Raw genomic sequence first — 23351 nt, 5'->3', positions numbered from 1 at the left:
GCGCTTTAAGCTTGTGAGAATACAGGGTGCCAATCGTGCTCAATAAGCTCAAGCACCTGCTCTTTAGGCACCGCTTTACTAAACAAGTAACCTTGAAAGTAGCTACAACCTTGCGCTTTTAAAAAAGCCAACTGATGTGCGCTTTCAACCCCTTCAGCAATGCACTCTTTACCTAAACTGCTTGCTAAAGTTAGTGTAGATTGAATAATCGCTTCGTTATCAGAATCAATACCAATATCTTGCACAAAGCTGCGATCTATTTTTAATACATCAATCGGAAAGCGCTTCAAATAAGTTAACGAGGCATACCCGGTTCCAAAATCATCCATGTACAACTTACAGCCTAGTTGTTTTAATAAGTCCATATTTTTAAGCGCATGTTCTGAGTCGCGCATTAAAATAGACTCTGTTATTTCAAATACAATAGCCTCGGGCGGCAGTGCTGCATTGTTTAGTGCTTGGGATATTTCAGGGACGAGTCCGATAAATTCAAAATCCAGTGCTGAGAGGTTAATTGATAGGTATAGATCAGGACACACTTTACGCCAACGAGCTAACTGCACCAAAGCACGCTTAAATGTTTGTAGCATTATTTTAGTGATTAAACCTATATTTTCAGCTACGTTTGCAAACTCTTGCGTACTCGCTAACTGATTATCAGGCCAGCGTAGTAACACCTCAAAGCCCACTGTTTTTTGCGTAGACGCATTAATAATGGGTTGATAATAATTACAAAATTCATGTTCATGATAAGCTTTGATCAACTGTGATTCTAAATGCATCGCTCTTTCAACACGTTGATTCATTTCTTGTTTGTAAAACTTATAACACCCTTCCAAGCCATCTTTAGCATAATAAAGCGCCACATTTGATGCTTTCAATAGTGCTTTATAATGCGCGGCATCATCAGGGAAAATAGCCACACCAATACTTAGGTGCACATTGACGCTTTGCTGGTTCATAACGATGTCTTTACTCACGCAATCCATTAGTTTGGTGCATATAAGTAATACTTCTTCTATTTGCTGAATATCTTCAACTAGAATTACAAATTCATCACCGCCTAAACGCGCGACGCTATCACAAGGACGTAATGCTGTTTTCAAGCGGTTTGCCACCAGCTTTATTATCTCATCGGCGTTTTCTGTGCCAAATGAATCATTAAAATACTTAAACCGTTTTATATTAACGTGTAACAAAGCCACTTTACACTGATGGCGGCGTGCCTGATCGATGGCATGTATAGCTCTGTCGTTAAACAAGGTTCTATTTGGCAGCCCTGTAAGTGAATCGTAATTAGCCAGTATATGCAGTTCGCTCTCAGCTGACTTTTGTGCATGAATATCCGTTAAAATAATCACGTAACTACTCAGCCTTTGGCTTTCATCAGCTACGGCGCTTATTTTAACCAGTACATGGCGTTGCTCTTTGTTTGCCAGAACGACAGTGTCTTCACATGTAAAATGTTCGCCCACTTCAAGCTTTTGCATAATTCTTAAATAATCAAAATAGCTACTGCGGGACATTCCCAAATTAAGCGCACGGGTTGAACGAGGCTCTGCTGATAAGCCAAAAGCGCTTTGCAGTGATTTATTTGAGGCACGTATATTAAAGTTTTTATCTAAGATAAACACCCAATCTCGGGTTTGTTCAAACGCGGCGGTAAATAACCGTGCATGCTCTTCAAACACCCTTTCGCGTGTCATATTGGTATACGTACCGGCTACTTTTTGCGGCGTTTTTTTGTCCCATTCAACCACCTTGCCAAAATCTTTGTACCAGCGCCAATGACCTTTGGCGTGGCGTAATCGGTAGGTACAATTAAAATACCCTTTATCTGTTGATAAAAATTCTAACCACTCCAACCTAAAAATAGCACGCTCTTGAGGGTGAATTTTTTCTAGGTAGTCATCTAAACTCACAGAGTCATCCTCGTAGCCTAATTCGTTGACTAATCTAGGCTGATAAATATTTAACTGGCTCGCCTGCCAATCCCATACCCCGGACTCACTTCCCTCTAGTGCAAGCTTTAAACGCGCCTCACTGTCTTGGCTTTCTTTGTGTGCTGCCAATAAGATACGCTGTATTTTGTTGCGCCTCATTACCCATGCAGTCACTATGGTGATCAATAAAATGGCATAAAGCGCTAAAAAGTATGGAGCACGCCATAGCGGATATTTCACTTTAATATTTAACGTTGCTGGCGCAGTATAGTCGCCGGTCAGTGGATCTTTTGCCCAGACTTTTAACTGGTAACTGCCGGGGTTTAATTTAGGAAACACCACTCGATTATTTCGGGTATAACTTTTTTTACCTTTATCGAGCTGATATTCATAAATAATGCGCTCTTGGAAGCTAAATGACATCGCTGAAAATGCAATCTCAAGCCCGATATCATCATGATTTAAAGTGATATTTTTTAATGGCTGCTGTAAATTTATAGACAAGTCCCGAGACATTAAGTTGATGCGCGTGATATTGACCTGATCTAATAAACCTTGGCTATTTTTATTGTCTTTAGGGTCAAAGTAGGTAAAACCCTTGAGGCTACCGAAGGCAATTCGACCATCCGCTAACTTAGCCATAGCGCCATTATTAAACTCAGCAGAGAGCACCCCATCTGATGTTGTAAATTGCTGAAAATGAATTGTTTCAGGATTTAGTCGCCATATTCCTTTATGGCTACTCATCCAAATCATTCCCTCTTCATCAAGAACCATATCGTACAACAAGGTACCGAGTTTATTTTTATCTAAATCAATTGTGTGCACTAACTCATAGGTCGTTGCATCTATACCAATCAGCCCAAAATTAGATAACGATAGCCAAAGTATGTCTTGCCCATCTACCACGTAGGAAAGAATACTAACGGCTACATTTTCATGGTGTTTTGGCACTTTATAAATGGTGTTTAAACTTAAATCATTGGGGTTAAATTGATATAAAACGCCACCACTAAAAAATAATGGCTTCTCGGGTTGGTTCGGTAATGGGGGTAAAAAGCCATGCGCTAAAAAAGGGTCAAATTGTGCTAATTCGCCTTTTAAGTGAACTAATTGTCGGCTATCAATATTATATTTAAACATACCATGATCTGGGTGTACAAAATACAAATCCCCGTTTGGTAGCAATGTCAGGCCATGCATCCAATCATTTAAAAAAATCTGATTGGTAGGACTGTTGGTTTTTGGTTGGGTAAGTTGCTGAGTTTGCGGGTCAAAAATGAATAATCCTCGGTTTGAGTGCAACCAGAGTTTATCTTTGTAAGGCATAATTTTGAAAATAGTAAACTCTGTGGTCAGTAAATCGACTTTATAATCTTTTAAATACACCTTTGAGCGATTACTTTTTAAATCAACCGCAGTTAAACCATTGTGTGTGCCTAACCATAGCTTTTCTTGGAACTCCTTAATTGACCATACCGAATGATGTGATAAACCATCCCCAACCAGTGCATTTCCCTCTACATTATAAAACTTGTAATTGTCGCCCGATAAATAAAACGCACCATCGGTTTTAGTGGCTAGCCACATTCCGCCCGATTTATCTTTCACCATATCAATAATACTGTTATCGGCGAGGGTGTACTTACTCTGTTGGATACGTTTATTTTTTACCACTTTTTTAGTAGTTAAATTAAAACAAAGCAGGCCTTTATCTGTTGCTAAATCGAGCACTCCTTGCTGATTATCAATATCCCAAACATTCAAATCGGCCAGTAATTTTTGGCTTGTAAATGATTGTTCGCGGTTGTTAAACATTGCCTCTAAATTACTAATATCAACAGCGTATAAGCCCTTAACCGCACCTACAAGCAACTGATTGTTATTACCTAGCGCAAATGATTTCACATTCTTTTGATAAATATGTACATCCGTTTCGCTCAAGTACTCGAGTGGCCTTACCTGCTGTGTTGCGATGTTAAAAACATACGCGCCGTCTGTGCTACCGATAAAAATATAACCGTTATAATGAAACAAAGTACGCACAAACGCATTTTCAAATTGCTCAGGAAGTGTAAATAATGAGGTAATAGAGCCGTTGTCTATATCGAGTTTTGCAAACTCTCGGCCTTGTCCAATCCATAAGGTTTTATCATCGGTGGCTAACATAGTAAAAACGGACTGCTGTAGTATTTGCTCTTCTGTGACAGGTTTTTCTATGTATTGTTGGTAGGTATCCGTTTTCGGATCGTATCTGAACAAGCCTGCTAATAAGGAGGCAATCCAGATATGCCCTTGTTGGTCTTGATATATGCGATCGATGATCGCCTCTTCTAACTCACCATTAGGGCCATTGATTGGAATAACTTGATAGCCATCGTATCGGTTAAGGCCTCCCTCAGTAGAGAGCCATAAATACCCATTGTTATCGATAAGCATGGTATTAACGTAACTTTGAGATAAGCCTTCGCTTGGGGATAATCGTTTTACTTGCGCTGTTACTTCAACGCTTATGAGCATAAACAGCACAAATATGGCTGTGATAAACCCATTAATACTCATACCCATGCTTGTCCTATTGCTAATTTATGTTTTATTGATATTTCAATGCGGTAATATTTCGGTGCTTATAGGCATCAAATAGCGTTAATAATGCAGGAGTATATGTTAACACTTGGTTAAAACCAAGTGCTTGATAAAAATCAGTAAGGCGTTGATAAGCAAAGGTGTAAACTGGTTCTGTTTGCGCATTTAAAAGGGCAACTAATAACTGGGTTGCCACCCCCTTTAAACGATAAGAAGGAGCCACGAACACCGTTGATAAAAATAAAAAAGTGGGCTTATTCTGTAACCGGCAGGCGGCAATAATCGTATTATTATCGTAAGCGACCCAGACTTGATCCTGTTTGTTAGCACGGCCGCGGACGTGATGTAACGTATAAAACTTATTAACTAAGGGCGTTTTAATTGATTCTAATTGTTTAATTACAAGCATAGTAGGCAAACCCTAGCTAAGCATAATAGCCAAATACTGCTCAAATTTTTGTTTTAAAACACCTTGCTCTGCAACAGGACGACTATGCAGAGTGTCGTACACTTGCTCACGCGTTTTTTTACCGCGCTTAATTTGATAAGCCCAAAATGAGGCCTCGTAATCTAACTGAATTTGATACTTTTGCTCTCGCGGCAAGTTACACAGATTAAAACTCATATTCACTCCAATTATTAGGGGCTATAAACTTATTGTTGCCTGCATGAATACAGGTAAGGGCCGTGAGCAGCACACGGAGGCTTTGCTCGACTTTTACTAGCCCACTAGATTAAACAACTCGCGCCGAGCGCCCCTAGTTTGAACAAATTTTCATCCGCAAAGGTCAACAACCCCTCGCTCAATAAAACGTAGATTATACGTTTAAACTTATAAAAAACTAACTCAATAACTAATAAAAATAAGCGACTGTAAATAATTCAACGTAATCAATAATTGTTGGTGGTAACTGTTGCAAGATTACTAATGCAAACTGTGCAAAAGACAGACAATTTGTTACTATAGCCGCTTATTATCTTGCCGCAATTAATTGGAAATACTGACGTGCTTAAACGCTTTAACGGATTGCTGGTATTACTGTGCTTAGTTTTTAGTAATATGTCTTTTGCGCACAGTTATAGCTACACATTTAATCGCCCGCAAAACACTCAACAAGCAAACTATACCATTGAGCTATTACAATTGGCCTATGCAGATATGGGCTTTAAACTAAATATTGTCGATTTTAATCGTCAAAATGCATTATTTGCAGCGGATAATGGCATGTTGGATGGGCAGCTTGCTCGCGATATCAGTATTGAAAGTGCCTATAAAAATTTAATTCGAGTTAACTATCCACTCTTTAAATTTAACCTTGAGCTTTATAAACACTGTGAGCCCAGCTCCACTAAAACCATAGATAGCATTGCCATTATTGCCAGTTACCCTGTGCAACAGCGATATTTAGACAGTATTGATTTTCAAGGTAAGGTAATTGAAGTTAAAAATAATAATACGCAGCTTAACTTACTGATCCAGCAAAAAGTACAAGGAGCGTTACTTATTGATTTTGCGATGGCAAATAAAACCATTCCCCCCTCTTTAGGCTGCTATGAAAAACAAGTAGTTACAACCTACCCGCTTTATCATTATTTACATAACAGTCATGCGGATATTGTTCCCCAGCTAGAAGCAACACTGGATAAGTTACACAATAACGGCGCAGTTGCAAAACTCAGGTCAAAATACAACCTACAGTTTTAAAAATCAAAACCTTGTTGATCTGCTTGCGGTGATGATTGTGCCACTTTATTTTTTTGCTGTAAGTAACGTTTATAGCGCTGCTGGCATAAACTCAATACTTTTTTCTTTTGGGAATTCGTTAACGAATTCCAAGAAAAACGTTCATCGCGACTGCGATAGCAGCCTTTGCAATAACCGCGATTATTAACTAAGCAAATACCTTTACAAGGGCTAGGAATATCAAATATTTCAATTTGTTGCATTTTACCCTCCGGTATTAAAAGCATAGCCTGAGTATAGCGCTATTTTTGTGCAAAAAAAAAGCAGCAAATAAATTGCTGCTTTGTTGTTAGCTTAAACTGTTAATTACTGCTCACAGCTTTGTTCATCTACTTGTGTTTTTCGATGAAATGGCTTGGCATACATAGCTAAAACCAAAGCCCTTAACTCTTCTGGCACCTTGGCCAAACGTTCTTCAAACTGTGCTGCGTCATTTTTATTGATCACCGCCTCAGTGCAACCAGCAGCAATAAAGTTGCCTGGGTGTAAGTAAAACGAATCAATAATTTGCTTATCAATGGTTTTTGCCAGTTCATCGGCACTGTCACAACCTGACTCAATGGGCTGACCAAACGATAAATGCACATGCCCTTTGGCTGAACTAAACCCTTCAACAATGCTGGCAATATCTTCACCCGCCGATTTAACATACTTGCCATGATGTTGTTTATGATATAGCTCTTTTGCCTTGGCAATTGCACATGGTTCGTATTGGTAAGAGATTGCAACCGGCACCACTTTGAGCTCTTTAATGTATTCGCCAAATTCTTTCTTTTGTTTACGGCCATTAAGTTGCAACATTTTTAAAAGCGCAGGATCAGTTTGATCAACCCCATCTTTAGCGCGCCCTTCTTTTTGTGCAATCCAAATTGAGTGCCCGCTACTGAGTGAATCATAAATATAAGCCGATAACTGAGTCAGCGCTTTTAACATCTCTTTTGGGGCTTTTGCTGAGCGTTTCACAATAAAACTTTTATTTAAGCGCATAAGCTCAGTAATGTAAGGAATTTGCAGCAAGTTATCGCCAATCGCAATTCTCACTGTTTTCATTTTATGCTGGAATAAGCCCCAATTAACCAGTGCAGGGTCAAGTACAATATCTCTGTGGTTTGAAACAAAAAGATAGGCTTGATTAGGGTCTAAGTCTTCTAAGCCAGAAAAAGTGACTTTTGAGGTGGTACGTTTTATTAATTTATTTAAGTAATGTGCCACTTCATTTTGTACATCTTCAACCGTTTTAACTTTGCCCCACTTTTTGCGCAACTGATGCTTTATTATAGCGCGTGCTAAAAACCCAACTGCGGATATAAAGCGTGGCAAATTGTATTTTGCAATTACATCAATAAACGCATTATCATTAATTAATCGCGTTAATGAGGCGGCAACTTCATCGTCATTGTAAGGTCTTATATCTGCGTACTTATCTTCTAATTCAATCATTTACTGCATCTACAAAGTTAAAAACGGCGCGTTAAAACGCCCCGCTGTGTCTGATTTTGATTATAACTCAATCAAAAATACGAAACTAGCAATACTAAAGTTCGATTTACTGAGTTTTCATAGCGTTATAGTTTAACGCCGAGCCAAGCTGTCTTGCTAACAACGCATACGTATAAACTATGGCTATTAATTATTAATTTAAATGGGTAGACCCTACTAACAGCACTTTGTTCAAGTTAACTTAGCAAGGCAGTTGATCATAATAACATGCAAGTTAACCGTCAGTGGGCAGACCACATTTAAATATGGCTCTACAACTGCTAATGTAAACGCAACATGATAAACCCAATAACATTCAAATAGATGATACTCTTTTTATCACAAGCATTTTGCGTACAGGGGTTATTATTCCCTTAACACATACACTATTAGGACACACCGTGAACATAACAATTCTTGATAACGCTACACTGGCAAACACCTCACTTGATTGTATCTCAGCACTGGGAAAGCTTACCGTGCATCAGCTAACTAGCCCAGAGCAAGTGCTAGCACATAGCCAAAATGCAGAGGTGTTAATCACCAATAAAGTAGTGATTAATCGTGACACCATGGCACAATTAACATCACTCAAACTTATTTGTGTTAGTGCCACCGGCACCAATAATGTTGATTTAAATGCCGCGAAAGATTTAGGTATTGCGGTAACCAATGTTGCTGGTTATTCAACCCCCTCGGTTGTGCAGCATACCTTTTCGTTAATTACTAACTTATTAGGCAATACTCATCGCTACCAAGCGGACTGCCAACAAGGCGCATGGCAAAAAAGTGAAATGTTTTGTCGCCTTGATTACAGCTTTAATGACATTCAGGGTAAAACATTAGCCATTATTGGTGGGGGAACTCTGGGCAATGCTGTATCTAAAGTGGCTGAAGCCTTTGGTGCTCATGTCATTGTTGCAGAGCGCAAAGGTGCTGAGTGTCGCCAAGGACGCACGCCTTTTGAAACCGCAATAAAAACAGCGGATATTATCAGCGTACATTGCCCACTTAATGATGAAACGCGTGACTTAATTACGCTTAATGAATTAAAAATGATGAAACCGACTGCGCTAATTATTAATACCGCGCGCGGGGGGATCATTAACGAAGCCGACTTAGCACAAGCCTTAAAAACCAATGTGATTGCTGGTGCAGGTGTTGACGTACTAACCAAAGAGCCTGCTGAGCACAACAATCCACTGGCCAATTACACGGGAGATAACTTACTACTAACCCCACATATAGCGTGGGCCAGTACCGAATCTATTGTGCGCTTGGTTAAAGAAGTGAGTTTAAATATCGCTGCATTTAGTCAACACGAGTCGCGTAATCGCTTGGTTTAATGCCGTTAAATTAAGTTAGTCAAAATAACTAAAAAGTGGCTTTTTAATTTTATTTCTTAAAAAAGCCACCACCCCACCAAACACAACAAAAACAACCCATTGATTTTTAAGGATTAAAAAACTGGCCTAGTCTTTGCTCTAAAGTCTGTAATTAATTATCTAGGATAATAAAAAATGAAAAAAACACTTTTAATCGCCGCCCTCACCGCTCCTTTTTTAACTGGCTGTGTTATTGCTGTATCCGATGGCGAAGCGGAAGGTCATTGGGCTGGTAATAGTTCTTCTAGCTGGCAAGCAACACATAAGAATAATCGTGAAATTATTTCAGGCTTGGCAATGGATAGCTCTTATCAGTCGGTATTAAAAACCCTAAAAACACCTGACTTCACCGAATTACTCAAAAAAGAAGAGGATGTTTACCAAGTCTTATTTTATGCAACGCACAGCATCCATTCAGATGGTAAAATGACTAAAGATGAATGCACACCGTTGGTATTTAAAAATGATAAATTAGTTGGTATTGGTGCCTCAGCACTGCAAATGCTGACAAACTAAGTAACTACAGCATTTATTGGGCGCTAATTTGATTGCGCCCTAACTTTTTCGCATTATACAAACCGGAGTCAGCTTCTTCTAACAATGCTTTTTCAGTGTAAGCTTGGCTACTCTCACTAGAAGCAATACCGATGCTAATGGTGACGTGTGTAGCGTTTAAAGACGCATTATGTTCAATATTCAAATCATTAACGGCGTTACATAACTTGTTGGCAAAAGCGATTGCACCTTGCTGATTGGTTTCTGGTAATACGGCCACAAATTCTTCACCGCCGTAACGCGCAACAAAATCACCGCCACGCTCACATTGCGCGGCTAACGTTTTTGCCACTGTTTTTAAACATTCGTCTCCAGCTCGGTGGCCATAGTAGTCGTTATAACGTTTAAAATGATCAATATCTATGAGTAAAACGCACAAAGGAGAGTTGTTACGCTTACTTCTACGCCACTCTCTTTCTAAGTTCTCATCTAAATAACGTCTATTGGGTATTTCTGTTAAGCCATCAATAGAGGCAAGCATTTCTAGCAAATCATTTTTTTGCTTAATTAATAACTGGTTCCGCACTCTAACTTTCACAATAGCGGCACTAAATGGCTTACCAATATAATCCATTGCGCCGAGCTCTAGCCCCTTTACCTCATCTTCATGACGGTTGTTTGCAGAGATAAAAATAATAGGAATAGCCTGGCTTATACTGTTCTCTTTTAGCTGTACGAGTACTTCATAACCATTCATACCAGGCATCATGATATCTAAAATGATTAAGTCTACTTGTGTGTGTTTAACAAACGCCAGCGCGTCTTCGCCGCTTGTCACTAAGTAAACATCATGCTCATCACTTAAGGTTTTTTCTAAAATGATTCGGTTAAGCGCATCGTCATCTACAATTAATATTTTTGCTTTATTTATCATTGCTTACATCTAAAATTTTTATATAAATATGAACTTGTTTTAACTGTATTATCAGCTCTTTAATTGCAGCATTGGCGCTCTTGTCGCCCACTTTTAATAATTGCTCAGTATGTTGAGCACATAATAACAATCGGTTAAACCCTAAGTTTCCTGCTATCCCTTTTAGACTATGCACTAAGCGTACCATTTCAATAGTAGGTATGTCTTTTTGAAGCTCAGCTGAATATGACTCACTTAACACCGCTAACTTAGTAAGCATGCTTTGCAATAGCTTCTCATCATCATTGAACTGTGTCAAAGCGAAGGTTTTATCAAAAAAGCAAGGCTTAGATATGCCTAAATCAGCTATCGATGCAAATAAAATAGGCGCAACCACGGGCTTAGTTAAATGTTTATTCATACCACTATTCAATGAACGTGCAATATCGGCAGGCTCACAATGTGCAGTTAATGCAAAAATAGGCAATTGCTGGGCGTCAAACTGTTGGCGTATTATTTGGGTTGCTTGATAGCCATCAATACCCGGCATTTGAATATCCATTAAAACTAAATCGGGGCGTAATATATTCACCCATTCAACTCCCTGTTTAGCATCACTAGCAGTCACAACATTCACTTCGGCTTTACACAATATACTGCTAATAATGTCGAGATTGAGCGGGTTATCATCTATGGCTAATACTAAGGTTCCCGCTATTTCTTCTTGTGGTTTATCCGCTTTATATTGAGTTACTTTCTTTAACTTTTCAGGGGTTAAACTAAGTAACCGCTGCGCCAATGCACTGCGCGGTAAATACTGGCTAATAAAAGAGTCATTTATTGAAAGTTGATTCGGTTGCGAGTGCTCTATAACGATGAGTGAAGTAGTACGAGTGTTTAATACTGCTTTTATTGCTGACGTGAGAAAGGCAGGTACGTCATCAGCATCGATTACAATGGTATGTGCTTGTTGCAAACAATCAGGATCAGTTACGACTATTTCAAGAGCTTGATTATTGAAAAAAGGATGCGCGGTAATAACCTGATTAAGCAACTGACTCTTCGCGCTGGTGATCAGTAATAGCCTATCTGTAAAGCTTGCTGATTTCTCGGTATCTGTCGCTAAATCAAGCGTGAAGTAAAAATGACAGCCATGGCCTTTATCACTACTGATTGCAATTTCACCTCCCATTAATGCCACACTATGCTTTACAATTGCCAGCCCTAAGCCAACCCCTTGATGCAAGCGAGTAGATGATTCATCACCTTGTGTAAAGGCATCAAATAAACGGCGTTGATCCGCTTGAGCAATCCCCACTCCCGTATCGATAACCTGAAAACAAATACGCTGCTCTGTATGGCTCTGGCTCGGCTGTAATGTCATTTTTAATGTCACACTGCCTTTATTGGTAAACTTAACGGCATTGGTAAGTAAGTTACCTAATACTTGTTGCAAACGAATTGTATCGCCGACTAAAAATGGAGAAATTTGCGAGTCTATGTCGATTTTTAGCTGTATCTGTTTTGTTTGGCATAAAGGTAAAATTAAACTTTCGCAGGTATCAATCAAATCAACTAAGCACAATGGCGCTAATTGCAGCGTTGCTTCTTTACTTTCAACGCGGGCAAAATCAAGCATACTATTTAGCATCTGCAACAAATTATTGGCCGCATATTTTGCTTGGCTAGCTTGTTGAATTTGCCGCTGTGTTAACCCGTGCTCTGCGAGCATATCCAATAATCCCAACACGGCATTGAGGGGGGTGCGTATTTCGTGACTTAAATTAGCAATAAAACGGCTTTTAGCTAACGTGGCACGCTCTGCATCATCTTTGGCTTTGGTAAGTTCTGTAACATCTTGAATATGAATAACATAATAAAGCGGCTGACTATTTTCATTCCAAATTAACGACATACTCAACTGTAACCAGGCATTTAATTGGGTATGAGCCAAGGTTAAGTGAAACACCCTTTTTTTATTATTTAATAATTGCTGTAGTAATGCTTCAAGCTCCTGCCATTGCGTATCATTAAAAAGCGCATAAAAAGGAGTATCGGTTAATTTATCATGCTTGGAAAATAATTTTCGTGCGGCTTTGTTTACCTGTAAAATAGCGTACTCAAGCGAGAGTAAAAACACCCCATTTGCGGCAAATTCAATTGCGCTTCTAAATATAGATTCAGACTCTTTTAATGCATACAAAGTATGTTGTTGTTCTGTAATATCACGACCAACCCCCATAGTTCCTAATAATTGTTGCTGTTCATTGTAAAAGGGAGCAATGGTTAACTGATAAGTTCGCTCAGCAACATCTATGCGCTGCTGAATTTGCATTTTATGCTGTAATACTTGATATTCCAGAAAACTAATTTGTTCATACTCGTTACTTATGTTGTGTATTTGCTGCCCAAGGAGTTCACCTTGAGTTTTTCCTACAAACAACTCAAACGCTTTATTACAGCCTAAAAAAATGCTTTCTGTATTTTTAAAATAAATAAAATCAGGCACGCTATTAAGTACTGTGTTTAATAACGCTAAATGACGCTCTTTTGCTTGGTCGCTATGTTTTAGCTTTTGCGATTGTTGCTGTACTTGATCATCTAACTTTTGATTAGCATTTTGCAAAGAAATAACTAAATGCTCATTTTTCGCAAAAATAGCTTTTACCCGAGCAAACCAAGGTTGCCAGTTTAACGGTATTTGATAATTTAAATACCCGCTATTGTCATCGTTATGATGCTCTAAATAACGCATCAACTCGGTCATAGGTTTGATAAATATACGTTTGCTTAACCAAAAAAAGATGTAAAACATCAAACATAAAAATAAGGCTAACGAAATAAACTCTATCAATACTTCATACACAATACCGCTTGAGAGAGTGTGCTTGTCAGCAAGAAACGCCAGATGAATAGGGTTCTTTTTTGAAGGCTGAATTAAAAATAATGAGTCTGCTCGCGCATTACTCTTTTGTGAGGGGCTATTAATATTAGGCCAATAGGTCGATAACTTTATGGCTTGATTAATTGGCTGCTGTGAACTGGCAATAATTTCATTCTCTTGGTTGATAAAAACATACTCGCCTTGCTTTGAGGTTATTTTTTTCAACCAACTAGAAATAGCCTGTAAGTCATATATTAAAACAATATAATCTGAGGAGTTAAGCTCTCGCTGTCGGCCAACTGCAAAATATGCGTTATTGTCTACTTTAATAACGGCACTTGAAGTGAGTGTGTTCGCTGAAGGTAAAGGTTTAAAGTCGCCATTAAGTACCTGCGTTAAAATATAACTTTGTGTATTGTTACGCCGAGCTAAAAAAGCAAAGCCGCGCTCATCAACATAGGCTACAGAATGCAGCGACGAAAGCAGCGCTAGAGCAGTATTGAAAGACGGAGCCAGCGACATGACTTTTTGCCAGCGTGATAATGCCTGTTCGGAATAGCTGAATTGGCCTTTTCCTACTATTTCGCCATTAAAATGTGCTATCTGGCTATAATAATAATGCTCGTATTGATTAATGTTTTTTGTGAAGGCATGATTCGCTGGTTGTGGGGCGTGTTTGTCATACATAATAAACATCGCATTAAGTAAATCGTCCATGGCTTGCATATCATGGTCAAGCTGCGCCGATAACGCACTAAAATCGGTGGTCTTTTTTGTTATTGCACGGTCCATTTTTATATTATAAAAATGCAAACACAAAAAAGAGGCCACCAATAAAGGGATTGCTAACGCCACAAAAACAGAGCGATGATAATGTTTTAGCGGTAAAAAATTCAACGACCTACCTAATTATTAGCTCAAAAATCAAACTGTAGACTATAGAGCCAAGGTGTTAAGCGCAAGTTATAAATTCTCCTCGGCAAACGACGCTAGTCGGCTTCTTACCACACCATTAAGATTAACAGTAGCGCCACCTTCAAAGTGCTTAAATCGCTCTACAATATAAGTAAGCCCTGAGGTAACTGCGGTTAAGTAATTACTGTCTATTTGTGCTAAATTTCCGGTACAAATAAGTTTAGTTCCTTCACCACAGCGGGTAATTATGGTTTTGAGCTGAGAAGCCGTTAAGTTTTGGCTTTCATCTAAAATCACCCCCGAATTGATATAATACTATCATACCCTCAATAAACTTGAACAAAAAAGTTTTTACACACATACTCTAGCTAAGAATCAAAGGTGAACGAAAATGATACTTCGAAATACAACAAAAACTAAAATAATTAAAACATCAGTCAACTTTGGAAAAGGAATGTCTTTTCACCTCGATAAATCAGGGCAACCTATTAAGACTGAAAAAGGCATCAGAACTCACTCATATAGGCACGATAAAATAGAACCTAATTTTCCAGTGCTATATCACCCGACTCGCTTCACCGAATGCCAAGAAATGAACTTATTTTTAATGCACCGCTTTGAAGGTCATTTCAGTCTCAAAAAGAATCAAATAGACAATGAGGCTTTTAGTGACGCTTATCATGCCAGCCAACCGGGAAAGCCATTAGATGTTAAGTCTGTTCGCAGTATAGCTAAGCACTTAAAAGCTTTCTTAGATTGGTTGGATAAAGATGATGCATCCTATTTTGAAGTAATAGCTGCACCACTTTCAAAACAATCTGTAGATGATGATATTTCTAGGTTACCTGTGTGGAGATATCACAAACATTTATGTGAAAGAGTCGAAACCAAAGATAAGTCTAAACGCATAAGCTTTAACAGCGCTCAAGAACGAATTAGAGCTGTTAAAGCATTCTATATATGGAGCCATAAGCGCGGAGCTATAGATAGCCTCCCCTTCTCACTTGAATACAAACAGGTACGTATTAAATCGAAAGCTAAATCAGGTGTCAGTTCGTTGTTTCAATTACCTACCAGCAACAATCGTTCTGGGGGCTTATGGAAATGGGTCAGTAATTTGAGCATTCCAAATACATTGAAACAAAAAGAAGACTCACCAGACAAAGGTCTACAACCATATTCTCCAAAAGAACTTAAACAGTTACTGGAGACGAATACAGCTCAAAAAGAGACTTATAAACTTTATTTGCAGTGTGCCTTGTTAGGTGGACTTCGATCTTTTGAAATTTCGGCCATCGACCAGAAAGACCTCTTTAACCCTGATGAAAAAGAAAACGAGAAACGTATTCCAAAATTGAACATTGTACGAAAAGGACATAAGCCAGTGAGATTAACAATAGCGCGAGTTCTAATGAAGCTTTTGTACAATCACACTTTGACAATTCAAAATATGAAGCGACGTACCAAACATGAGACTAATCATGGTATGGACAATAGCGAACATCCGCTTCCTTTGTTTATGAATAGTTCAGGATCGCGGATAAGCGAAGATACACCGGGGAATACTATTTCCATAGTTAGAAAAGAACAAAGGAAGCAGGGATTAGAAATACTATTACGCACATTCCATGACTTACGCGCTACCTTTGCTACTTATGTCGCTAAATACCTAATTGACAAAGGTGAATCAGAAAGTTCCATCCGACAAACACTAATGACTTTGATGAGTCACGAAAGCTTTAAAACAACCAAACGTTACATCGACTTTGCCAAAAGTGTATCAGTGGATGCATACGGAGCGATGTCAGAGTGGGTAAAAGATATCTACGGTGATGTTAACGAATTGCTTATGCGTGAGGCTGAAGATGCTACAGCAAGTTAAAACGCGGAAGTCCAATCGTATTCCTGCTAGATTTAAACCTCATTCAATTGTTCTAGCCGAACAGTTAGACGTTTTATTTAACAGGGCATATGACAAAGAAAGCAATATTAGCACAGGTGACGACACTGCTATTTCAATGAGTCGCTTGCGGAATGCTTGTGTCAGTTTACAGCACATTCTTCCTCTAGCCCTTAATAAGGTTAGTGCAGATACTGCGACATCAATTCAAACTTCGGGATTAAATGCTCTATCAGACTTTGAAATTTGGCAAGAACTGGAATACTTTTGCATTAATGAAATAAATGATGTCAAGCTACCTAGTTATGCTACTCGTATAGAAGAAGCTTTAGAAAACATAGCTAAGTTTCATTTTTATGATAACGCTATCAACGCTCCTTTTAGGCTAGTAAATGGGGCTACTTCAATCGACATAACTAAATTATTCGAACTTGAATTCCATCAAGTAAAAGAGACTCGTAAATTACTAAAAAAATATCTGGACTATCTCGTCCTTCCAGAATTAAGCCTCAAAGATTCTTCTATTAGAGACAACATCCTCAAAACTGCGACTGCTATTATAAATATTTGTCTACATGATACTTTTAAGAATACTGAACGCGTCAAACTGCCATTATTGGCAACATTAAAGGATAGGGAATTCGTTTCATCATTTATATGCAATCACAACTTCCGTACTTTTTTAAAATTTATACTACCCGATGTGTGGGGTAAAGCTAGAGTCAATCAATTTAAAACTGAAGCCGAAGTGATAGGGTATGCACAAAGCATATCATCCAAATTTGGCAATGAAGTTGATGCTTTTTTGAAAAATCAGATAGCAAGCGCTTCGGAAGCTAATACAACAAGAGTTAGATCCTCAACTTTATCATTTCCAAGGTGGTTGAATAGTGCTGGTAGCGTAGCATCACCAATAATTAAGCTGCTTAGTGAGCGTGGAATTCAAGGGTTTGCAGAAAATGGCCTTCAGGGATTTAAATACCTTTATAAGCATTACCAAGAAGAAACTCAAAATAACCAGCAGTTTTTACTGCTACTAAACGCTGCATTGGACCTTTACCACTTTGTTACGGGTGAAAAAATCGCAAAGGAAAGTTTATTACCCTACTCATTGGGCTATTACCTTAAAGAAAGTGACACTACCGAATGGCAGAAGCATGAGTGGGTATATGACAATGCCTATAAATTTTATCAAAACCTAGTCGAATACCATAAAGTTTTTACAAAGCGAATTGATGGCGAGAGCATAGGCATCGTCACTCTCAAAGGTTACATAGGTAGTATGGCTAGAGCATTGAAAGAAAATGCATCATCATTAACAGATGAACAAATGAAGCTTATTGCCAATCATGGGGTTCATGCTTTTGTTGAAAATAACTGTGAGATACTAAAGGCTATAAGAGAGGCAATTCAACTAAAATCAAAACAAGGCGATTTGTCGGTTTTTGTTGGTAATCAATATCAGAGCGCTATCGACAAATTACTATCGTTTTATGGTCTAGATACTATTAAAAGCTTTCCGGTCAACACCGAATTAACTGCACAACATCAAGAGCAACTCTCTCAGAATCAAGATAAGCTCTACTCATATAGAGAAGTAGTAGAATTAGCATATTACATAGAAAAAGGGCTTTCTGAGACCTTACTCACAATTAAAGACAAAGTTACACTTTATGCAGCAAAAGTCATATTGAAAACTGGTTGGAATTCAACTCCTACGCTAGAGCTTGATACTGACGACTTATTTTTCTTTAACACGCCATTACATTCAAGTAAAACTCCTGCTCTTCGTTTATTTAAACGCCGAGCTAATTATCAAACACAATGGCATAAATTTGAAATTAAAGCCGAAGATCTAGAAAAAGAAGGCGTCTTATACGGCGACGTTGTCGAACCAGTAATATTTGATATTAAGGCTGCGACTAAACTTACGTCTATTTACCGCCCTTCTATTGAGAACCTATCAAAAAGAATTTTTGTTTTTCCCAAAGTAAATAGTATTGGAGAAGTAAAGATTCAATTATTAACAGCATCACGTTTCAAGACCACTATAGATAGGATATTGACTGAGCTTGGGTGTGATATCGTATTTAATTCGCAAAAGATCAGAAAATCAGGGCTTAACTACATTTACCGAAAAGTTGCCAAAGAATTTAAGTGGTATCAAAAAGCTGGCAAGCACTCTTATGAAACGTTCTTGCGTCATTATTTAATGCAAGATAACAAAGATGTTGCAATGACAATCAACAGAGCGACAAAAACAATGGCAGACTATTTTGTTCGCGATGTTACCGACAAAGTAATCATTTTGCAGACTCCACCAGAAGACGGTAAAAAAGTCCCGAATGGCACATGCATTAACTCAAAAGATAAATCCGCAGTAGTGGCATTCGAATCACAAAACAGGAAATTATTAGACCAGCGAGATACAAACGAGCATGCATGTGCCGACTTTAACGCATGCTTGTGGTGTCCGTTCTATCGCTGTGTTGCTGACGCATTGCATGTTTGGAAACTTTTGTCATACCGGGATTTTGTTGTTGCTGATATGGAAAACTCAGCCGCAACATTTGACTCTATAACAGAGCAACTGGAAAACATAGAGCAGTTGAAAAATAGGGTTAACGAAATATTAGCTGATATTGCCAAGCTTAATGCTCAAGCTGTGACTGATGGAAAAGAACTATTGAGAACAGAGGGTATTCATCCTCATTGGAAAAACACAGGTTTGCTATGACCAAAGAGATAACTAAAACAAAACTACTTGATATCGCTGTTGTAAAAACACATACAGGTCAAATCACTATAAAACCTTTGGTTCAGGTGTTAGAAGATTTTAAAGTTGATGATACTAGCGCTTTTAATTCGATTGCTTTGTGGGAAAACAGAGCATTGAATATTGCTAAACATGGCACTATTCACTTTGGCGATGACACTTGGATAAGCTATGAAGAAACGCAAAGAAATGTGAATTTTAAAGGTGTTGATGAATTAGCATATCAAATTCGAATTTATTCACTAATTAAACTCACACATGGTGATGTTGTAGGCGGTAAACCTCTAAAAATCTCTACACTTCAAAATGATGTAACGTATCTAAATTTATTTGCAGCCTTCTTAAGACAAAGAGGTTATCACTCATTTCATGAGTTGGAGTTCAAATCTGACTTAGTTATTAGGAATCTCATAAAAGACTATTTATATGAAGTCAGGAAAATAGCTATTTACAGACAATCACACTCATTTACTAAACTATTTGACGTGCAGCGCAGCTTTCGTCTTTTTGGCCCTAAGGTGTGTAGTGTTTTTATTGATGTACTTAACCAACTAAACGAGTTACACCATCCGAGACCAGTCACTTATTCGCACCCTGTCATTCCTACTAAAGTAATGAAAAAAATTCTGAAGTTTGCAGAAAAAATAGTTGAAAACTCTAAGGATAAGATAGAACGATGGCTAGAATTAAATGCACGCTTAATAGATAGTTTAAATGAAGGCTCCGTTGAACCACCGCCCAAAATTAGTACAGGTGAGCTAATAGCAAAACATGTAAGAAACTTACCCGATGAAGTGGAATTCATTCAATTATCCGAAGAATTAGAAGATTTAAAATTAGCCACATACATTAATATCTTGGCCTATACAGGCATGAGATATAACGAAGTACTTACATGCAAGGTTGGCTGTGCCAATTACAAAGATGATATTTATTACATTACGGCAATCATGACCAAAACCGACAACAGTAAGGTTGAGATGGAATGGTTTTCAAACGCTGAAGTACATGAGTGTGTTGGTATTTACGAAAAATATGTGTTCGGTATGCAAGAAAGGGCAAAAGCTGTACTTTCTTCATGCAGAGCCAATATAACAAGTAGTCAAGCACACAACTTGAAAGAAGGGTTAGAAAGAAACCGTCTTTTCGGGGTTTCACATAGTAGCTGTAGTGTTAGTTTTAGCGATGCTGGGCGATTCACAAAATTTGAGGTTAAAAACAGTGAAAACATTGAGCTTTTTGACTTAACTCTAGACGATGATGATATAGCAGAGCTTGAACGCCTTGAATCTAACTACAAAGAAGTTAGAGGAGAGAATAGAGGTGTCCCATACGAAGAAGGCGATACGTTTAGATTAACCGCTCACATGTTTCGACATACGTTGGCCTACTTTGTCATTGCCAATAAATTAGGTGAGCTTGATGATATTAGATATCAATTTAAACATTTAACCAGCCTAATGACGTTTGTTTATACTCGAAGAGCATTTTTGGCCTCAACAACTTTAATTAAAACTACTGAAGAGTTTAATGAGATTTTAATTGACCGTGTTGCAGAAGAGTTAATAGATGAAGCCGAGTCACAATCACTTAAAGGTGGTGCTGGTGAGCAAATTAATAAAACATCTAAAGATCTGATAATAGGTATTACTGATAGTCAAAGTAAAGATTCGACTGTGATTAAGCAGATCCATTTCAGTTCAATTGAAGAACTGAAAAAATTTCTCGTCAAAAATATTAAAAACATACGTGGCTTGCCTACGGGGTACTGCACTGCGGGAGAAGCTTGCAAGATAAAAGGAGCAGGAATCCCTAGTGGCTGTGTGTATTGTGGTAGTAAAATCATTACCAAACGCCACAAGGTCAATTGGCAAGTGATAAAAAAAGATGCGACCCAGAAACTAGAGGCATATGCAGCATCAACCACAGAAGAGCAAGAAGATTACGAGCTATTTGCTATTCACTGGAAAAATAATATAGCAGCAGCTGACTATGTATTAGATGAAGGCAAAGCGCATACAAACCAAGGAGAACAAGCATGAGTAGCGCATATGATGATATAAAACGTGCTTTTGAAGAGATGAAATCTGATGGCAGCAAGATAACCAAAAATGCAGTAGCAACGAGAGCTAAAAGAAATATTGCGAATCTATCTAAAGAAGAAGAAAAATGGGTAAAGTTACGAGAAAGTATTGAAAAAGCTCAATTAACTTGGGAAGAAAAAAATAAAGATAATTTAATAAAACAACTCAGAACAAAGGTAGCCGAACTAAAAAGCAAGCTTGCTAAAGAAAAGCAAAAAAATAATATCGGCACTAAGGAAATCGATAATAAAGATACAAAGTTATTAGTGTTGTTGAGTGAAATGTACGCAGAAATAGATAAGCTCAAACTGATTAATGCCGATTTACAAAATCAACTTCAGCATTCAGGGCAACATACAGAAATAAGAGTGGATACGTCTACTGGTGAAATTATTGAATTAGTTTCAACGAAACAATAGATTAGATGTAGTAGCTCATATCTCAACTTACAGTTTTGTTGATTAGGCTTAGACTTCACCTGACAGGCAGCAAGAGCGAACAAGAGACGGTCAGAGTGATCTGGATATGTGAACTTAATTCTACAAAGAGGACGCTTAGCGACCCCGTTCATGCAATAAAATTGAGTTTAGGCAATCCGCATTAATTGTATAATGATATTTCTGCTTCTAAAGAGTATGTTTATGAGAACCATTGGAAAACTGGCAAAAGATTTAGATATCAATGTTGAAACAATCCGTTTCTATGAGCGCCAAGGTCTGATAGAGCAACCTTTAAAACCAGAGTCTGGTTACAGAATGTATGGCGATGCCCTTACCAGTCAACTCAAATTTATTCTGAAAGCTAAAGCATTAGGGTTTACGCTGAAAGAAATTGAATCGCTTATGTCACTAAGTGACAGTTGCGCTGATATTGAGTCGATGGGGTTGCAAAAACTTAATCTCATTCGTAATAAAATTGCTGATTTACAGCGATTAGAGAAAGTAATTCAAGATATGACAGATTCTTGCAAGGCCAATCAAGACCCTCAATCCTGCCCGGTAATAAATTCACTTAAATAGCTATTGACCCCGTACTTATGTACGGAGTTTATACTACCTTAAAAATTGAGGTAGATAGTTATGATCAATAAAATTCTAGATAAAGTAGGTTCTGGTGGCGTTTGGCTAGCCGCCCTTAGCTGCACAGCATGTTTTCCTGCACTCGGCTCATTGGCATCTGCTCTTGGGTTAGGTTTTCTTTCACATTTTGAAGGGATAGCGGTGAACACCTTATTGCCATTATTTGCTTCACTAGCGTTGTTAGTTAATTTCTATAATTGGTATCAACATCGAGATTCATTGAGAGGCGTTTTAAGTGTCATTGGCCCAATTGCAGTATTGCTGACCCTTTATCCTTTATGGCAATACGACTGGAGCACTTACTTATTTTACTTTGGGATCATTTGGATGGTCGTAATGTCTATTTTAGATATTGTTAAGCCCATTAAGGAACCAGTATGCAAGGTATAGAACTAGAATCTAAAATCACTTGCCCTGAATGTGGATTTAGCAAAGTTGAAACCATGCCTACAAACGCTTGCCAATGGTATTACGAATGCGAAAGCTGTAAAGCACTACTTAAACCGTTAAAAGGTGATTGTTGCGTTTATTGCTCTTATGGAACAGTTAAGTGTCCTCCTATTCAAGAAGGCAATGCATGTTGCTCAGGTAAGTAGCCTAGTATTCGGTGGTTCTGTGTCAACCAAGTAATATCTTAAATGCGATTGCGATTAACACTAAACCACCAAATAGTTCAGCTTTAGATTCCAGCCATACGCCACTTCTTTCGCCGATATTCACACCAATCCAGCTAAAGGCAAACGTCGTGACGCCTATTATCAAGCAAGCTACGGCTATATCTACCTCAAGCAATGTGATTGCATAACCTGCCGCCATTGCATCAATACTGGTGGCAATAGCAAGAACAAATAGTACACGATGAGTAACATTAGCAATATCTTCTTCAATTCCTTCAGATTGGGACTCATAAATCATTTTGCCACCGATAAATACTAGCAAAATAAAAGCTATCCAAGGTGCATAATCTTCAATCCAAGATGATAAACCTTTACCGCTGTAATAGCCTAAAAGAGGCATAAAGCCTTGGAAAAAACCAAAATAAGCAGCGGCTTTAATAAAGAGCTTTTCAGCATTTACTACTTTTTTAGAACCTAAGCCTATGGATACTGCAAACGCGTCCATACTGAGTGCTATAGCTAATACAAATACTTCAAACAAACCGATTAAA

At 38.2% G+C, this 23351-nt stretch carries 18 protein-coding genes and 1 pseudogene; 10 read left to right on the top strand and 9 right to left on the bottom strand.

The genetic code is table 11. The features are described from left to right. Window positions 1–5 precede the first annotated feature (5 nt). The 3 genes from QL986_RS11780 to QL986_RS11770 are packed head-to-tail and all read right to left on the bottom strand — an operon-like array spanning window position 6 to window position 5154. Window positions 6–4511: an EAL domain-containing protein gene (locus tag QL986_RS11780; protein ID WP_290191567.1), complete on the bottom strand. Its 4506-nt coding sequence runs from the start codon at window positions 4509–4511 to the stop codon at window positions 6–8. A 25-nt stretch (window positions 4512–4536) separates the two neighbouring features. Next, entirely contained in the window at window positions 4537–4938 is a 402-nt protein-coding gene (locus tag QL986_RS11775) for a GNAT family N-acetyltransferase (protein ID WP_076922118.1), read from the bottom strand. 12 nt (window positions 4939–4950) lie between these two features. Beyond that, window positions 4951–5154, bottom strand: coding sequence for a DUF3283 family protein (locus tag QL986_RS11770; protein WP_013465864.1), 204 nt, complete (start codon window positions 5152–5154; stop codon window positions 4951–4953). Between the two features lie 381 nt (window positions 5155–5535). Between QL986_RS11770 and QL986_RS11765 the strand changes: the two genes are divergently transcribed. Next, window positions 5536–6234, top strand: a complete 699-nt coding sequence (locus tag QL986_RS11765; protein ID WP_254843657.1) for a transporter substrate-binding domain-containing protein — start codon at window positions 5536–5538, stop codon at window positions 6232–6234. Here QL986_RS11765 and QL986_RS11760 read toward each other — a convergent pair. Together QL986_RS11760 and QL986_RS11755 are read right to left on the bottom strand one after the other, a co-directional pair. Next, on the bottom strand, window positions 6231–6476 hold the full coding sequence (locus QL986_RS11760) for a DUF1289 domain-containing protein (RefSeq protein ID WP_013465866.1): 246 nt from the start codon (window positions 6474–6476) through the stop codon (window positions 6231–6233). The genes QL986_RS11765 and QL986_RS11760 overlap by 4 nt on opposite strands. A 103-nt stretch (window positions 6477–6579) precedes the next feature. Then, window positions 6580–7713, bottom strand: a complete 1134-nt coding sequence (locus QL986_RS11755) for a 1-acyl-sn-glycerol-3-phosphate acyltransferase (RefSeq protein WP_013465867.1) — start codon at window positions 7711–7713, stop codon at window positions 6580–6582. Between the two features lie 440 nt (window positions 7714–8153). Between QL986_RS11755 and QL986_RS11750 the strand changes: the two genes are divergently transcribed. Beyond that, a complete protein-coding gene (locus QL986_RS11750) occupies window positions 8154–9098 on the top strand; it encodes a D-2-hydroxyacid dehydrogenase (protein ID WP_290191566.1) in 945 nt (314 codons plus the stop codon). Between the two features lie 174 nt (window positions 9099–9272). Further along, a complete protein-coding gene (locus QL986_RS11745; protein WP_013465869.1) occupies window positions 9273–9653 on the top strand; it encodes a DUF3192 domain-containing protein in 381 nt (126 codons plus the stop codon). Between the two features lie 13 nt (window positions 9654–9666). Here QL986_RS11745 and QL986_RS11740 read toward each other — a convergent pair whose 3' ends face one another. From QL986_RS11740 to QL986_RS11730, 3 genes and pseudogenes are all read right to left on the bottom strand, one after another. Then, entirely contained in the window at window positions 9667–10566 is a 900-nt protein-coding gene (locus QL986_RS11740; protein ID WP_290191565.1) for a diguanylate cyclase, read from the bottom strand. Next, window positions 10556–14326, bottom strand: coding sequence for an ATP-binding protein (locus tag QL986_RS11735; RefSeq protein ID WP_290191564.1), 3771 nt, complete (start codon window positions 14324–14326; stop codon window positions 10556–10558). The genes QL986_RS11740 and QL986_RS11735 overlap by 11 nt, the downstream gene beginning before the upstream one ends. Window positions 14327–14392: 66 nt before the next feature. After that, window positions 14393–14650, bottom strand: a pseudogene (locus tag QL986_RS11730) (PhoH family protein); the annotation flags it as partial. Between the two features lie 85 nt (window positions 14651–14735). On the opposite strand from QL986_RS11730, the gene QL986_RS11725 reads away from it, so the two are divergent. The 7 genes from QL986_RS11725 to QL986_RS11695 all read left to right on the top strand — a co-directional run bounded on the left by QL986_RS11725 (window position 14736) and on the right by QL986_RS11695 (window position 22779). Beyond that, window positions 14736–16226, top strand: a complete 1491-nt coding sequence (locus QL986_RS11725; RefSeq protein WP_008113382.1) for a site-specific integrase — start codon at window positions 14736–14738, stop codon at window positions 16224–16226. Beyond that, a complete protein-coding gene (locus QL986_RS11720; RefSeq protein WP_013465872.1) occupies window positions 16210–18981 on the top strand; it encodes a hypothetical protein in 2772 nt (923 codons plus the stop codon). The genes QL986_RS11725 and QL986_RS11720 overlap by 17 nt, the downstream gene beginning before the upstream one ends. Then, window positions 18978–21062, top strand: a complete 2085-nt coding sequence (locus QL986_RS11715) for a hypothetical protein (protein WP_008113384.1) — start codon at window positions 18978–18980, stop codon at window positions 21060–21062. Before QL986_RS11720 ends, QL986_RS11715 begins: the two co-directional genes overlap by 4 nt. Next, on the top strand, window positions 21059–21523 hold the full coding sequence (locus tag QL986_RS11710; protein ID WP_008113385.1) for a hypothetical protein: 465 nt from the start codon (window positions 21059–21061) through the stop codon (window positions 21521–21523). Before QL986_RS11715 ends, QL986_RS11710 begins: the two co-directional genes overlap by 4 nt. A 222-nt stretch (window positions 21524–21745) precedes the next feature. Further along, window positions 21746–22123: a MerR family transcriptional regulator gene (locus QL986_RS11705; RefSeq protein WP_008464133.1), complete on the top strand. Its 378-nt coding sequence runs from the start codon at window positions 21746–21748 to the stop codon at window positions 22121–22123. 60 nt (window positions 22124–22183) lie between these two features. Beyond that, complete coding sequence (merC, locus tag QL986_RS11700; protein ID WP_008109712.1) at window positions 22184–22573, top strand: organomercurial transporter MerC; 390 nt, start codon at window positions 22184–22186, stop codon at window positions 22571–22573. Then, window positions 22561–22779: a GDCCVxC domain-containing (seleno)protein gene (locus QL986_RS11695; protein ID WP_008109710.1), complete on the top strand. Its 219-nt coding sequence runs from the start codon at window positions 22561–22563 to the stop codon at window positions 22777–22779. Before merC ends, QL986_RS11695 begins: the two co-directional genes overlap by 13 nt. A 22-nt stretch (window positions 22780–22801) precedes the next feature. Here QL986_RS11695 and QL986_RS11690 read toward each other — a convergent pair whose 3' ends face one another. Next, on the bottom strand, window positions 22802–23341 hold the full coding sequence (locus tag QL986_RS11690; protein ID WP_008109708.1) for a manganese efflux pump MntP family protein: 540 nt from the start codon (window positions 23339–23341) through the stop codon (window positions 22802–22804). Between the last annotated feature and the right edge of the window lie 10 nt (window positions 23342–23351).

The organism is Pseudoalteromonas sp. APC 3250 (assembly GCF_030407915.1).
GTDB classification, from domain to species: domain Bacteria; phylum Pseudomonadota; class Gammaproteobacteria; order Enterobacterales; family Alteromonadaceae; genus Pseudoalteromonas; species Pseudoalteromonas tetraodonis.
The sequence above is the reverse complement of the archived record's forward strand: the minus strand, read 5'-3'. Positions and strand labels throughout refer to the sequence as shown.